The 14139-nt window shown below is 38.0% G+C and carries 18 protein-coding genes and 1 other RNA gene; 5 read left to right on the top strand and 14 right to left on the bottom strand.

From position 1 onward, the window contains the following. Positions 1-38 precede the first annotated feature (38 nt). From ABJN95_RS18375 to ABJN95_RS18400, 6 genes are all read right to left on the bottom strand, one after another. Positions 39-254 carry a hypothetical protein gene (locus ABJN95_RS18375; RefSeq protein ID WP_348372590.1) on the bottom strand — a complete coding sequence of 72 codons (216 nt, stop codon included), beginning with the start codon at positions 252-254 and terminating at the stop codon, positions 39-41. A gap of 14 nt (positions 255-268) precedes the next feature. Then, the gene (locus ABJN95_RS18380; RefSeq protein WP_348372592.1) at positions 269-487 is read right to left on the bottom strand and encodes a hypothetical protein; all 219 of its coding nucleotides are present in this window, start codon (positions 485-487) and stop codon (positions 269-271) included. 27 nt (positions 488-514) lie between these two features. Next, complete coding sequence (locus ABJN95_RS18385; RefSeq protein ID WP_348372593.1) at positions 515-664, bottom strand: hypothetical protein; 150 nt, start codon at positions 662-664, stop codon at positions 515-517. Between the two features lie 119 nt (positions 665-783). Next, positions 784-1449 carry a DNA-binding response regulator gene (locus tag ABJN95_RS18390; RefSeq protein ID WP_348372595.1) on the bottom strand — a complete coding sequence of 222 codons (666 nt, stop codon included), beginning with the start codon at positions 1447-1449 and terminating at the stop codon, positions 784-786. Between the two features lie 11 nt (positions 1450-1460). Then, complete coding sequence (locus ABJN95_RS18395) at positions 1461-3404, bottom strand: hypothetical protein (protein ID WP_348372597.1); 1944 nt, start codon at positions 3402-3404, stop codon at positions 1461-1463. An 84-nt stretch (positions 3405-3488) separates the two neighbouring features. Further along, positions 3489-3644, bottom strand: coding sequence for a hypothetical protein (locus ABJN95_RS18400; protein ID WP_348372598.1), 156 nt, complete (start codon positions 3642-3644; stop codon positions 3489-3491). A 333-nt stretch (positions 3645-3977) separates the two neighbouring features. Here ABJN95_RS18400 and ABJN95_RS18405 point away from each other — a divergent pair, with 333 nt between their 5' ends. Next, positions 3978-4862 carry a hypothetical protein gene (locus ABJN95_RS18405; protein WP_348372600.1) on the top strand — a complete coding sequence of 295 codons (885 nt, stop codon included), beginning with the start codon at positions 3978-3980 and terminating at the stop codon, positions 4860-4862. 100 nt (positions 4863-4962) lie between these two features. Here ABJN95_RS18405 and ABJN95_RS18410 read toward each other — a convergent pair whose 3' ends face one another. Continuing rightward, positions 4963-5247 (bottom strand): DUF2188 domain-containing protein, encoded by a 285-nt coding sequence (locus tag ABJN95_RS18410; RefSeq protein ID WP_348372602.1) that lies wholly within the window; start codon positions 5245-5247, stop codon positions 4963-4965. A gap of 137 nt (positions 5248-5384) precedes the next feature. Here ABJN95_RS18410 and ABJN95_RS18415 point away from each other — a divergent pair, with 137 nt between their 5' ends. Further along, on the top strand, positions 5385-5831 hold the full coding sequence (locus tag ABJN95_RS18415) for a hypothetical protein (RefSeq protein ID WP_348372603.1): 447 nt from the start codon (positions 5385-5387) through the stop codon (positions 5829-5831). A 43-nt stretch (positions 5832-5874) separates the two neighbouring features. Here ABJN95_RS18415 and ABJN95_RS18420 read toward each other — a convergent pair whose 3' ends face one another. The 3 genes from ABJN95_RS18420 to ssrA form a co-directional block, all read right to left on the bottom strand. Next, positions 5875-6126, bottom strand: a complete 252-nt coding sequence (locus ABJN95_RS18420; protein WP_348372605.1) for a GIY-YIG nuclease family protein — start codon at positions 6124-6126, stop codon at positions 5875-5877. 22 nt (positions 6127-6148) lie between these two features. Beyond that, complete coding sequence (locus tag ABJN95_RS18425) at positions 6149-6391, bottom strand: hypothetical protein (RefSeq protein WP_348372607.1); 243 nt, start codon at positions 6389-6391, stop codon at positions 6149-6151. 22 nt (positions 6392-6413) lie between these two features. Then, positions 6414-6810, bottom strand: a transfer-messenger RNA (tmRNA) gene (gene ssrA, locus ABJN95_RS18430). A 436-nt stretch (positions 6811-7246) separates the two neighbouring features. Here ssrA and ABJN95_RS18435 point away from each other — a divergent pair. The 3 genes from ABJN95_RS18435 (at position 7247) to ABJN95_RS18445 (ending at position 11168) form a co-directional block, all read left to right on the top strand. Then, positions 7247-8452: an NAD(P)-dependent oxidoreductase gene (locus ABJN95_RS18435; protein ID WP_348373219.1), complete on the top strand. Its 1206-nt coding sequence runs from the start codon at positions 7247-7249 to the stop codon at positions 8450-8452. Positions 8453-8503: 51 nt separating this feature from the next. Then, positions 8504-9598 carry an AraC family transcriptional regulator gene (locus ABJN95_RS18440; RefSeq protein ID WP_348372608.1) on the top strand — a complete coding sequence of 365 codons (1095 nt, stop codon included), beginning with the start codon at positions 8504-8506 and terminating at the stop codon, positions 9596-9598. Between the two features lie 88 nt (positions 9599-9686). Continuing rightward, positions 9687-11168: a serine hydrolase gene (locus ABJN95_RS18445; protein ID WP_348372610.1), complete on the top strand. Its 1482-nt coding sequence runs from the start codon at positions 9687-9689 to the stop codon at positions 11166-11168. 37 nt (positions 11169-11205) lie between these two features. On the opposite strand, the gene ABJN95_RS18450 is transcribed toward ABJN95_RS18445, so the two are convergent. From ABJN95_RS18450 to ABJN95_RS18465, 4 genes are all read right to left on the bottom strand, one after another. Further along, entirely contained in the window at positions 11206-11583 is a 378-nt protein-coding gene (locus ABJN95_RS18450; RefSeq protein WP_348372612.1) for a DUF2809 domain-containing protein, read from the bottom strand. A 61-nt stretch (positions 11584-11644) separates the two neighbouring features. Then, entirely contained in the window at positions 11645-12325 is a 681-nt protein-coding gene (locus ABJN95_RS18455) for a DUF1361 domain-containing protein (protein WP_348372614.1), read from the bottom strand. 4 nt (positions 12326-12329) lie between these two features. After that, a complete protein-coding gene (locus ABJN95_RS18460) occupies positions 12330-12626 on the bottom strand; it encodes a hypothetical protein (RefSeq protein WP_348372615.1) in 297 nt (98 codons plus the stop codon). Next, entirely contained in the window at positions 12623-14035 is a 1413-nt protein-coding gene (locus ABJN95_RS18465; protein ID WP_348372617.1) for a DUF4173 domain-containing protein, read from the bottom strand. The genes ABJN95_RS18460 and ABJN95_RS18465 overlap by 4 nt, the downstream gene beginning before the upstream one ends. Between the last annotated feature and the right edge of the window lie 104 nt (positions 14036-14139).

Here is a 14139-nt window from a genome sequence, read left to right on the forward strand (position 1 = left end):
AGGCCGTTCTTTTTGGGGGTTTATAGTTTGAATAATGATTAGTCTTCCCACCCGCAAAGTGTTCTGCCCATTTCCTTTGCTTTCTTCAAAGAGACCTCATATACTTTTGTCGAACAACGCGAAAGACCTCTACAAGACTTTGTATAGTGATACTTTTTGCTTCCTTTTCCCTTGCAGATATAAACATCACCATCATTAAAAGAAGCACTTGCAAACGACAGTATACTTATTATAAGCGATATCACTAATTTCATTCGTCAGAATACTTTTAAATAGAAATAGCTCCTAAAGCTGACATAAACAGTAGTATTGCGGCGATTATGGGAATAGCAATTAACCACCAAACTAATGTTGAAGTGTTTGACCTGTTCCTTTCCAATTTTTCATGAATTAATCTTAGTTGACATAATTGCGCTAATTGTATATGCTTCTCTTCCCAATGTTTTTTGTTATCAACAAACTTTTCAAGTGGAGTCGGATTTTTCATTTTGTTATCTTTTTATTGAAAAACAACTTAATTTTTACACCCATTTTTGTTGCAAGTGATTTTGGCACTTGTACTTACCCAATGACCAGGGTGATCCGTTGTATCAAAACCACATCCTGTGGTTCCTCCCTTGTATCCTTTGTGGACTTCTTCAGTTGGTGTGTGCTTAACAGCCATAATAATTTGTTTAAGATTAATAATGACCAAACCTAATGTCATTACAAGACAATCCCTTACGGAATTCTGTAAGAGACTTGAATCTGTTTGAAAATTGAAGTTTTAGGAAAGGTTAAGGCTCAAATTTTACCTTCCTTTGCGAGTTTGAAGAGTAGATTTGTGGTATTCTTGGCTTCGTATTCATCATAAAGCCTGCTTATTCTTTTATCAATGGTACTTTCACTATTAGGTGTTCTATTTTCCTTTTTAAACTTGTCAGAGACTTCTTTCTTGGTAAGACCGTTAGCAAGTTCTTTCAATATAGCACGGTCAAAATGATCCAGTTCAACAGAATTGTTCGCAGAAGTCAAATTTAGTTGTGGCGATACATACGTTCTGTTATGAAATACTTCATGAATGGCATTGACCAACTCAACCATTCCGCTACGACCCTTACACACATACCCGTTAATTTTATGCTCTTTAAAAAGGGCATTGATCTGTATGGGATTGTTTTCCATAGAGTGGACAATAATTTTTAATCCGGGTTGCTGTGCTCTTGCCGCTTTAATGAGTTCCCTGCCAGAAGTGAGCTTTCGGTCGACATGGTCTTTTTCGAAAAACAAATCGGTAATCATTAACTCGAACGGCTCATTGTTTTTTAGGGCCACCTTTAAGCGGGTAAATGCCTTATCGCAATAGAACTCGTTTTGTAATTCTTCAATGGCCAATTTTTCATGCAAGGTTTCAGCGATACCTTGGTTTTCTCCCTGAAAATCTTCTGCTAATACTACTTTTTTGAACATGGCGCACTTTATTACTTAGGAATTCGGATTTCGGCCCGAAAGCCTTTTCCATCTTCTGTATCAAAAGTAATGCTTCCTCCTATGGCTTGAATACGCTTTTCTGTATTCTGAAGTCCATTTTTTCGTAACAATGCTTCTTTTGATGCTCCGATCCCATCATCTTCATAATAAATAAAGAGTTCTTTGTTTTGGTCTTTGAATAAAATTACGGTCTGGTTGGCTTTACTGTGCCGGGCCATATTGATAACCAGTTCTTGCAAGACCTTAAAAAGTATCGTTTTAGTTTGATGACCTACCAATGACCAATCCAGTTCTTTACCGCCATCAAAAGTCATCCCAACTTCAGTCGGTTTCTTATATACCAAAGTTGCTTTAAGGCCCTTCCAAAAATCAGGGCCAGTATCTACGGTATTGATTTCACGGGAAAAATTCCTAATCTGGTCATAGACAGATTCCAATATATCTAAAACCGCTGATTTATCCGCATCACGCTGCACCATTAGCATGGCCTGGTTGAGTTTACCACCATGATCATCATGCAATTTTCGGGAGAGTTCCGTTTCCGTTTCATGAATAGCCTCTAACTTTTCAACTTTGCCATTTTGTTTTAACCGTTTTGTACGTTGTTTAAAACCGAATAAGGAAAGCCCTAAAACCGAAGTAATAAAAAGTAGACCACCCAAATACAAAATCTTCTGATTTCTTTGGTGGCTGGCCTCAAGTTTTTTTTCAGCATTTTCTTTTTCTAAACGAAGAATGGATTCTTGTTTGAGTTTGTCATCATACTTGTACTTGGCAAATTGGGTCTTTACTTTCAGTTCTTGGGCATAGAGACTGTCCTGTAAAAAAACGTAGCGATTGCGAAGATTGACATTCTTGGGTTTTAGTTCCATTAAAAACTTAAGGACATCTTTTTCTGCTCGTGGTATTTTTAAAATTTTGGAAAGTTGAATAACCGAATCAAAATATATCGTTGCTTTTCTTGGATTGGTTTTGCTGTAAAATTCTCCTAAGTGCGTATAGCTGGCTATTTTTCCTCGTCTATCATTTTGGTCTTTTCTAAACTTTAAAGCGGTATTTAAATTACCTAATGTATTTTCTTTTGAACCAATTAACCATTTGCCATAAGTTAGATTGTCTATTACTCTTGCATACTCTCTCGGAATTTCGAGTAATAACGTGTCAGCGCTAATCTTCTCTAATAGATCAATGGCCTTTTCATAGTTTTGGTTATCAATATAGGCGGTGGATAAGTTATTTTGGTAAATCAACCTATCTTTTTTAGAACTGGTCGTTTTAATGGCGCTAACCGAGTATTTAATGGCATCCTGATAATTCAAAAGTTTTCGATGATTAGTGGCTATGGCATTTAGACAAGAAGCTATAAATCTTGTATCTTTTTCTGGATGCATATACGTGATAGCTTCGGTTAAAGTCTCTTTACTTCCAAAAAAGTCATTTTGATTTTTTTGGATAAGCCCCATACTCATCAACCGTCTTCCTACTTGACTACTATCCTGTAAGTTTAGGAAGCTAGTTTTAGAAAAATTATAATAGAAGAACGCACTATCATAAACTTGCCTGGTATCAAAATAATAGGCTAGCGCTTGACTGGCTTTTCCCGTAAAATAGGTGCTTTTTATCTCCTTAGCCATACGTAGTAATAGCAGATCATAATGATATGAACTATCTATTTGTTTTAGTTCGTAGTGAAGGTTGCTTTTGTTATATAAAATAGTAAGTGCTAGGCTATCCAGTTCTATATCGACTGACTGTCGATACGTACTATCTATTAATCTAAGCCTTAGAGATAAATCAAGGTCTTCGTTATTAATCCGCTCCAACAAGCTCTGAATTCTTTTTTGTTGAACTTTGGTTTCATCAATTTTTTGAACTTTGTTGCATCCAAATAAAATTAAAAGAATCAAAGAAGTTATAATGCGAGTATTTATCATATTAGGAAAACCTTGTCTATAAATGTAAGAAAATAAAAAAGCCATATCCGAAGATATGGCCCTTTGAATTCTGATGTAAGACATCTAACCGTTGCCCCTACCATCATTTACATCCCCATCGTCCCCTTCTGTTGCCTGAGTCTCATAAAGAGTATCTGTCTCAGCGATAGTGTCTTTGGTACATGAAAACAAGAATGTATTAAAAACCAGTGCCATTACGGCTATAAATATGCGTTTCATAAAATTTGTTATTAAAAATTTGACATAGGAGTGGCTGTCTGGGATTCTCCCAGATTCATTTTTACCAACCCCGTTTGAGCTTGGAGTACTCCGTTTTTTGGAAAGTGGAAATCTTATGCGGTAGCTTTTAGCTACTTTCCATTTGGCTAAATACTAGCCGCATTATAGATTTCCGTAAGAATGATTTTTCTAGAAATACTATGTTAGCAATGCATAGTGAATCATTCTCTAGGACAAATTTATATGAGGTAAAATGTTATTTTTATAAGTAATTCCAAGAATTCCAATAGTTCCCAAGAATTCGGTAGAAATTCCAAAAATTCCAACCAAGCCATGGAAATAAAGACTAGTGATAGCTATCGGAAAGAGGTATTAGCCAAGTACAGAAAGGAAAAGGGAGGTGAGATGAGTAGTTATCTGACCAAACCCACGCGGAAGCAAATAAGACAAGCTTGTCTATGGTTATTTGACAAGAGGAATTCTAATCATGACCAACATACCTTAAAACGGTTTTTTCAACTCAGAACGGAAGAAGATGGAATGTTAAAAATTCAAAAATTTGATGCGGATAGATTTATACCCGTTGTCAATTTTTTAAAAGGAAATACAAATAGCACAAGTATTGAGAATCTAGAACTTATAAGCTGGCTTATAGATTTTCAACCTAGGCCTTTGCAGGAGTATCTAAAATTCAAAGATTCAATTTCTGAAGAAGATGAATTAGATCCTAAGAAGGAGACAGAAAGGAAGAAACAAGAAGAAGAGGAAGAAGAAAAAAGAAGGAGGAGCAAAAGGATACTAATAGTTTCAATCAGTATCTCTTTTGCAGCTCTTTTACTCATTTTAATTGGATTTAAGTATCCGATGTCTTTTAATGGTAAACCTTCTGAATGCATGACATGGGCGGATTCACTCTATGTTCAAGTTTCTTGTGATAGCGGACCATTTTCCCTATATGGAACCAAGGTAGATACATTAGACCAAATGAAATTGAAAAAAATGAGAAAAGTAGAGGTGGATGTTGCATATAAATTTTTCTCCGATACTGGTGAGCCTTTGATTTGGTACTATAAAAAAAGTATTAAGGAGATCGAATATTATACAGCACCGGGCTTACATCCAACTAATGGAGAAACATTGCGTAAAATAACGCCCTATATTATTGAAACTTATGTGCCTATACATTTCAATAAGGAAAACTCTTTTATAAAGCAATAAAAACAAGAATAGCTACTATTCTATTTCTTACAGAACTCTTTACAAATTGCACCTTCTGTAAAGAGTTTATTGTGAGGTAGGTTTTTTTATCATTGATATCTTAATCAGCATAACTTATCCGCTCTCGAATACCACCACTGGCGCGGTGAATAACGACATCAGCTTTGTGTTTTTTAGCTAAACTTTTGGCTTTGCGTATGGCGGTGCTCTGTTTTCGATGTTTGCTCGTAACACGTTTGTTGCCTTCGCGACGCACTGCCCAACCTTCTTGGTAGGGGACTACATGTTGATGCCAAGTTCGGCCTCGCTTGCTTCTTTGAGAGCTGTTCAAAAAGACTTCTATGAGGTCGAGTAGAGTGCGTAACCAAGATTTGCCGTTAGCCATAGGCAAATTTAAACTTCTTTTGTTGCCTTTTAGGTACTAGCTCGCCAATAGTTTTGGTCTTACTACTTAGTTAAAGCCACTTCTCAAAAGCAACCCTTTAACCCTAACTACATCTAATTAAGGCAAATACATCAATCATGAAAAAATCACTTTCTTATTTTCTGCTTCTGCTGTTGACCCTATTTTTTACAACATGTTCAAATGAAGACACCTCACTGGAAGAGGGGCCAACAAGTTCTGGTACCAATGGTCTCCAAGGCAGTTGGACCTGGGTGGCTTCCACGGGCAGTATTGCCGGACTGACCATCACACCAGAAAGTTCAGGGAAACGCATGCAAGTAGAGTTTACCGATGAAGAGGTCTTTAACAAGTTTGTAGATGGGAAAAAGGTATATACTTCCCCTTACGCCTTGCAGGAAAAAGATAGTATGGTTCAATATACCACTTTAGCCCTTTTCGAAGGAGTAGGTTTGGGTTTCGATCACCAGGTAGAGCAGCAGTTCAAGTTAGAAGGCGGAGACAAGCTCTGGCTTATCGACCCTTGTTGTGATAATTTTTTATTTGAATTTGTACGTTTAAAATAGTCGTAAAAACTTTAAAGGAGCGAAAAGCAAGAAGGGCTTAATTTCATAGCCATAAAAAACGCTTGTTGCGAAACGCAATTCCGGAACCAGATTTCAGGTACCGTTCGAATGCGTATGCTTTTTGTTTATTAGCGAATAATGACAAATAGACCAATTCTACGGGTAGTTTGTCTTTGGTATAGCATACTTCACCTTTTCTATGCGCAACCAACCTATTGGTGATATTAGTTGTGTAGCCCGTATAATATTTTCCATTGGCACATTTCAGAATATATACTGCGTAAGGGAGTTCCATGGTTTGGTGTTGACTTCCAAAACTACGGTGTCTCACTGCAGAAAGTAAGCACCTCCTTTGCATTTGCTTCGCAAAAGCTTTGGAGCACTGGCAATCTCAATTTATGATTTAGGAATGGATCGGCATCCACTGCTCCTACGCTAAAGCTACGGAACACTGGCAGTAATAATTTATGATTTAGGAATGGATCGGTATCCACCGTAGCCCGACTGTTCCGCTGGTTACCTTGGTAACTAGAATTAAAAAGCCCTCCTACGTTTCTCATACTTCGAAACTTCGGAGGGCGTAGGTGGAGCCGGAGGGATTCGAACCCTCGTCCAAACAAGCAATGAAAATGCCTTCTACATGCTTATTTTCTGATTAATTTTCGACGCAAGCCTGACCAGAAAAAGCCTAACTAACGCTTATCTTCTTAAGTTTTAGTGCTACTAACGAAGTACTAGTAACCTTATATCGACATTTATGGTGCTCCTAATTGAATCGCCGTCGACAGAGGCTATTCAGGAACATCTCGCTTCTCTACCTTGTAGAGACGAGGCTAATCTTACTATAATTCAGATTAAGCGGCAAGAGCGTAATTATTATCGCCAATTAAAAGTGTGAAATATGAGATTAACGAGCTATACATCAGCGCTCGACATGCTTACATTGCCATTGGTCTCGCTGTCAAAACCAGTCGGCCCCTTCAATGAGTTCGAATAGCTTTGCTATTCGTAAACGATTTAAATCCTGCGTAGCTCAAACACTGTGCAGAGCGAAGGATGAAAATGCTACTCCGTCACTAAAGCTCTGGAGTACGTTTCTCAATGATTTTTTTCAAAGAACTATCTTGGGCGTTTACCCCTACGCTCTCATTGCAATCGAGCTCCGTGGTATCGGGCTATACGCTGTATTTTTTCAATTGATCACCCTGAGTACTGGTCTACATTCTGTAAAAACCCCTTCGGAGGGTCGCCAATTGAAAAAGATGCCGCTACTATCCCTAACGCACCACCCGTCATTGAATAGACGGGCCGCCAAAGATACCCCAAAAAGTATTCCAAAAAAAGTTTTGACATCGCCCTGTCATCTGTTAAATTTGACACTATTACCACACCAAAAGTTACAAACCCAAGAATATATGAAGTTCGGAATCATCAGAGAACGCAAAAACCCACCAGATAGGCGGGTAGTACTATCACCTGAAGCCTGTCAAAAAGTCTTAGAGAACCATTCAAAAGCAGAAATAATCGTAGAACCTTCGCCCATTCGTGTTTTTAAAAATGCGGAGTACAAAGACTTAGGGCTCGAAGTGGCTTCCAAAATGGAAGCATGTGACGTGCTTCTTGGGGTCAAAGAAGTACCCATCGATGCCTTGATTCCGAACAAGAAATACTTTTTCTTTTCGCATACTATAAAGAAACAACCCTATAACCGTAAATTGCTAAAGGCGATTCTCGCCAAGAATATCGAACTCTACGATCATGAGGTCATTACCAATCAAAAAGAACAACGTGTTGTTGCTTTCGGAAGATATGCCGGAATTGTAGGAGCCTATAACGGATTCAGGGCATTCGGACTCAAATACGCACTTTTCAAGCTCCCCAAAGCGGAAAAGCTGGCTGACCAGCAAGCATTGATTTCGGAACTGAACAAAATCAAACTACCCCATATCAAAATCATGCTGACTGGTAGGGGAAGGGTCGGAAACGGGGCTCGTGAAATGCTCGATGCCATGAACATCAGAAAGGTAACCGTGGGAGCGTATTTGGAAGAAGAATTAAACGAACCGGTGTATTGTCAAATCGATGCTTCTGAATACAATAAACGCAAAGATGGAGTGCGTGGTAATAAGGCCGATTTTTTTGCCAACCCTGAAGCATATAAAACCAACTTTACACGCTTTACACGCGTAACCGATTTCTACATCGCTGGACACTTTTATGGTGATGGCGCCCCTTATTTATATACACGGGAAGATGCAAAACATCCTGACTTTAAGATTAAGGTTGTGGCTGATGTGAGCTGCGATATTGACGGGCCGGTTGCGACCACCATTCGCCCCTCTACCATTGCAAAACCCATTTACGGATACGACCCCAAAACTGAAAAGGAAACCAACTTCAAAAATAAGTCTGCCATCGCCGTGATGGCGGTAGATAATCTGCCTTGTGAGCTTCCACGAGATGCCAGTGTGGGTTTTGGTGCTGCATTTGTAAAGCATGTGATTCCTGCTTTTTTCAATAAAGATGAAGATGGTGTACTCCAACGGGCCCGCATGACCAAAAATGGAAAACTAACCAAACGCTATTCGTATCTGCAAGATTATGTTGATGGTAAGGAATAGATTTGTTGTTCATTCGAAGTTTTGTATTTAGGATAGCTAATACCGTATTTGTTGGAAAATAAAATAGTCTTCATTAGTAGTTTAGGAAAGATTACGTTCTTCTTGATGATTGTTTTCTCGGTATTCCTATGTACAGTAAAGAGTACGAAAAGAAGTTCCAACCGTATCCTTGGCTTCATGCTACTTTTGGTGGCATTTGATTTATCTGGGTTTTTTATTGGTGGGTGGTTTGAAGAACATCTTAGCTTAAATAGCCTTAAAACAGCGTCTTCGCTCTTACAAATGCCAGTATTTTTGTTTTATGTATTATCGGTTTGCTTTTCAAACTTTAGATTTAGACCAGTACATCTGCTACATATAGTTTTGTTCGTTGCTTTTTTTACCCTCTTTAAAATCACCTCTTTATCGAGCGCATCTTTCAGGCTCTATGCCGTATTCGGTGAACTTCAATGGTTTGCTTATATGATTGCAGTTTTTGTAAGTTTAGATAGGTATAAAAGAATTCAGCTAGAAAACAATTCTCAAGCAAATTCCAAGGCCTATCAATGGTTATTTCAGTTTACCGTATTATCATGCGTTGCGCACGGTTTTGTACTTCTGAAGTCGTGTCTTCAATATGTTGGCCTAGACCACCTAGTTTTAGATGTAAATAGTATTATAAGTATTTCGACCTTAGCAATTACAACGTGGTTTGTTTTAAAGGCGCTTTACCATCCACAATTGTTTACGGGTGTTGAAACAAATTTAAGAACTGTAAAATCTTCATTGCGTAAAGGTGACAGCGGCTTAAATCACAAGCTGTTGAAAGCCGAGATTGAAAGACTTCAGGCTTTTATGATAAATGAAAAACCCTATTTAGATTTTGAACTAACGCTGCAAAAGTTAGCGACCCAGTTTGATACGCCAGACAAGGAGTTATCTATTCTTATAAATCATCATATGGGAAAACACTTTTTCGATTTTGTAAATGAATATCGTATTGAAGAGGCTAAAACTATTTTGATCAATCCTGATGAAAAAGACCAGACCATTTTAGAAGTATTATATCAGGTGGGCTTCAACTCTAAATCTTCATTCTATACTGCCTTTAAAAAGCTAACGGGCAAAACACCAACTGTTTTTAGAAAAGAGCGACTGTCTCTTTAAATAATTTCAAAAAAGAGTCCGACTTTCTTTATTCGGACTTTTAAAACGGTTCAATCCTTCACTTTTGTTGCAACTTAAACAGCACAAAATGAAATTTTATAGCGCACTTCTTGCATTACTTTTCACGACAATCACTCTTAGTCAAAAAACAGATGCAAGCTTAAAAGGAATCGATCGTGGTATTACAAACCTTATGCAGCAATATGATGCCATAGGTCTTTCGGTTGCAGTGATACATGATGGTAAGATTATTTATGCAAAAGGTTTTGGCTATCGAGATATTGAAAATAAGTTACCTGTAACCGAAAACACGGTATTTCATATAGCCTCAATGACCAAGGCTTTTACAGGTGCTCTGTTGGGAATTTTAGAGTCTGAAAATAAGTTGTCTCTAAAAGACAAGCCAGCCTTGTATGTGCCCAACTTTCAATTTTGCAATGATAAGATGAACAATTTGATAACTATTGAAGATTTATTGAGTCACAAAAGTGGTTTAGGAAATCATGGTGCCTCTATGGTAATGTTTCCTGATTCAAATAAACTACGAACGGTTCAGCGATTGCAGTATCTAAAACCAGAAACTGAAGTGAAAAACAGTTGGGAGTATAGTAATATTGGGTACACGCTCGCCGGTACTGTTGTAGAACAAGTCACTCGTAAAACTTGGGATACCAATATACTAGAGCAAATTTTTAGACCTTTAAAAATGAATTCTTCATTTACCACTTTGAAAGCAATGAAAGCATCAAATAATTATGCCACTGGTTATGCTATGAACAAAGAGAAAGTGGTCAAAGTACCCTATGAAAATTACTATTCGTATACGCCTGCTGGAGCCATTAAAAGTTCGGTAAAAGACTTGTCAAATTGGATGTCAGTATGGTTGAATAAGGGGAGGTTTGAGGGACATCAAGTGATTCCTGAAAATTATATTTACCAAGCTTCTCGACCTCAAAATCTGAAATACGATGAGGAGTATTCAGAGGATTCATTTTTATTTACCGAAGGTTTCGGTTGGCGCATCCGTTCTTGGAATGGTCACTACCGCTTACGTCATGGAGGGAATACCAATGGGTTTAGCACAATTATGGAATTATTTCCCTTTAAAAAGATTGGTGTGGTTGTTTTATGCAATAAAAGCAATACAACACTTCCCTACATCGTATCTGATTATATTACAAGAAAACTTCTCGACTTATCTCCAGAAAAGGAATATCCCGTGCTAGTACATGATATGTATCAGGGTGATGTAGCAGATAAGCCCTTTAACAAGGCCAAGATGCCAACTCATAAACCAAAGGATTTTATAGGCAATTATGACGCAAAAGGATATGGTAGAATCAAAATTATTAACGAAGAAAATGGTTTGTTTGCCCAATTGCCAACGTTCAAATTTAAATTGGAACATATTGCTTATAATAACTTTTATTTAAAAGGCCTATCTGACTTTAAGGAGTCTTTTAATCCTGAATTCACCGTGAAATTTGTTCATGACACTAAAGGCAATATTGAAGCGCTAGAATTAGTAGCTCAAAAGGAGCCAATACAGTTTAAAAAAGCTTTCGAATGAATACTAGGCTGTTGACTTTATCTTTAACCTTAATAGCTCAAGACTTCGAAAAGAATTTAATTTCGATGAAAAGTGTTACTATTATTCCAAGACTATAAGCCACCAAATCTTGAAGGCTAAAACTATTACCGAAAACCAGATTTGCCCATAGGTTGCCTTTGAGTCTCAACACTTCTAGGAAATTAGTTAACTGCAAAAACTCAATGGTGTATGCAATGACTAGGGTGCATAAAGCAACTACCACCGAATTTGCCTTTATAAAACTTTTAAAGAAGCAGTAGAGTAGTATCACCACCAAAAAGTCTCCGAAAGTATGCCGAATGAAACCGCTTTTTAAATAATAGGCTATTGCTGCTTCAGTTAAGAAGAGAAGGATGAAGAATAAGAAATAGGTTTTGTTGAATCTTAGTTTCATACGGCTTTGCTATTTATGAACGGAGACTTGAGACTCCTTGCGATTTACAGTACGCCCTTTCTCAATGTTCTTTTTTGATCATAGGAATTTTCCGCACTTGCAATGCCGACTGTAATACAGAAAACAATATCCAGAGAAAACCGCCAAAGGCAAAAGTGATCAGCCATACCTTGGGTTCTTTTAGGCTATGTGCAATTTGATACATCAAGCTCAGCGGTTTGGTAGTGATATCCCAAGAGTTGAATCGCAGAAATCGTCCGAGGTATATGCCGTAGCCGCTCAACACACAGACTTTGAACAGGGTGTATTTTGCTACCCGACTGCCATACCGTTGCCGAATAAGGGCAAACATATCCAACATAGATAGCAGTCCTAAAAGCAATCCGTTAAAGGCAAAAACGAATACTAAGAAGAGATCTAGCCAAACCAAACTTGACCGGTCACTGTGCAGGTGAACCAAGTCTGTAATGATGTATGGACTGTTTGGCAGGAACAACAACCAAGTTGCAAATGCTAAAAACTCAACGATTTTTAAGGAACGTAACTTGCTACTCCTTTTGAAAAGCTGGGTTATGGCAAAAGGAATTCCCGCAAGAAAAAGATTCCATACCAAAAAGAGGTAAAACGAACTTTCGGTAATTTTTATTCGGCATAACAATAACAGTAAGGCAAAGCCAATGGAGAGGCTTAGATTAAAATACAAACTGTTGTGATTTAGAGGTGTTCTATTTTTGATTTTCATTTTATTACGGATTTAAAAAATTAATGTAGAGTACTGCAATCGGAAAATTCATCAGCACAATGATAAGGGTCATCACATGCTCATGGATGTCTCTAAAATGGGCCATGGTGTTTACCAGGAGAATAAATAGAATTATAATGGTTTGCAGTAGGTAAAGCACCAGAAATACAATTCCAAAAGTAATGATGAGCTCATTATCTGACATTAAGGCGGTAAGCATCAAAACCGTCCCTATAAGGAAGCTTAGCGAAGCAATACGAACCGCCACACGGTTCCATCGATGTTTGAAAAGCACGATCATTCCGATTCATTTTTAGTGAATTGATAGAGGGAGTATTCTTGCCAGGTTTTTTTAGCTTGTTCTTCTAAAAAGGCAGTATAAGTGTCGCTAATATTCCGTTTCTCAAGGTCGGTCAACCTGATCTTGTTGGCTTCTGCGTAGTGGTAAAGTTGCTCGCTATTGCCTTTTCCTAGACGTATAAGATAGCTAATATCGGGCTGTGCTATGTGTTTTAGATTATACCAGGTAATCATTTTATCCCATGGAATGGCTGCACTGACAATCAAAAAGACAAAGGCGGTCGCAATATTTGTACGTACTAAATAGATGAAATTTTTCACTTGGGCGACTTTGATATAAGCAGTTACCAATCCGGTAAGGGTAAGTAGTAGGTAAACAAATACGCCGATGCGTTTGTAGGTGAGACCTAAGGCTTCAACATAGGTATAATTCTTATAGCAGGTAAAAGCGACCAAGAGCACGTTGAGGCCAATCCATAGATACGTTAGCGATTTGATACGCTTATTTCCCTGAAAAAAATTGAGGTTTCCTCGGAAGAAATACAGAATAAGTGCAATCGCACATACGATGGAAAATAGCAATGCGTAAACACCTTGGTGAACCGATTGCGAGTATTCTGCATTGCTAATGGTAGTCTTCTCAAGCAGATAAACAACATCCGTTATCAGAAAGAAGAGTAGGAGGAGGTTAAGGGCTAAAAAGACCATGCTTCCTAAAGTATGCTCCCCTTCTAAGGTTTTCTTTTCACCGATTAAGACCAGTTCGGTGGGTTTTTCTAGTTCATTTTTCTGTGCTAAATCAAATGCTACTAGTTCCTCTGCATCGAAAGGGCGTAATAAGTGAAGGAAAATAACATACCCCAATAGGGTGAAAAAAAGCCATGGAATGCTTATAAAATCGAGATGTATTTGCGCAATAAGACTCCCAAAGATCGGATTGGCATTGCGATAGAGCATTCCAAAAATGAATAGTAGCGCTATCGCGGCAAATGCCCCTTTAAATCGGTTGCGTAATTTAGGCGAGCTTGCTTTTCGTTCCTTTTTTGCTACCCCTTGTTCACGCTCCTGTTTTTGAACGAAGTTCGCTATCGATGCAACAAGCATGTTGACAATTCCTAGAAACCAGCTCAGATAAATAGAACTTTTCTGGGAAATCGATTTTCCTACAAACACCATAAAGGCCATCAGGTGAACGAAAATGGTAAAAGCGGAGGGATTGAGAAAAACGAATATTGAGGTACCTATATAGGCAGAGGAGTAACCCCAAGAAACGGCTCGGGCCCTGCTCAGGGCAGAGACCAATACAACTACCAAAATGGAAATGAGAAAAAGATTCAGGCCAAAACTTTTGTTATAAAACAACAGGCTAAATGCTAGGGCCGAGACGATTGATTTAATATGAATATTCATGATTTAAAAATTTTAAGAATGGATAAATATGATTTGAGTCGAACGAAAACCAAGACAACTACAAAACCGATTACGAGTATGAATTGCTTGTACATTGTGCTTAT

Origin of the sequence: Maribacter sp. (genome assembly GCF_039974175.1) — a bacterium.
In the GTDB taxonomy this organism is placed as follows: Bacteria; Bacteroidota; Bacteroidia; order Flavobacteriales; family Flavobacteriaceae; genus Maribacter_C.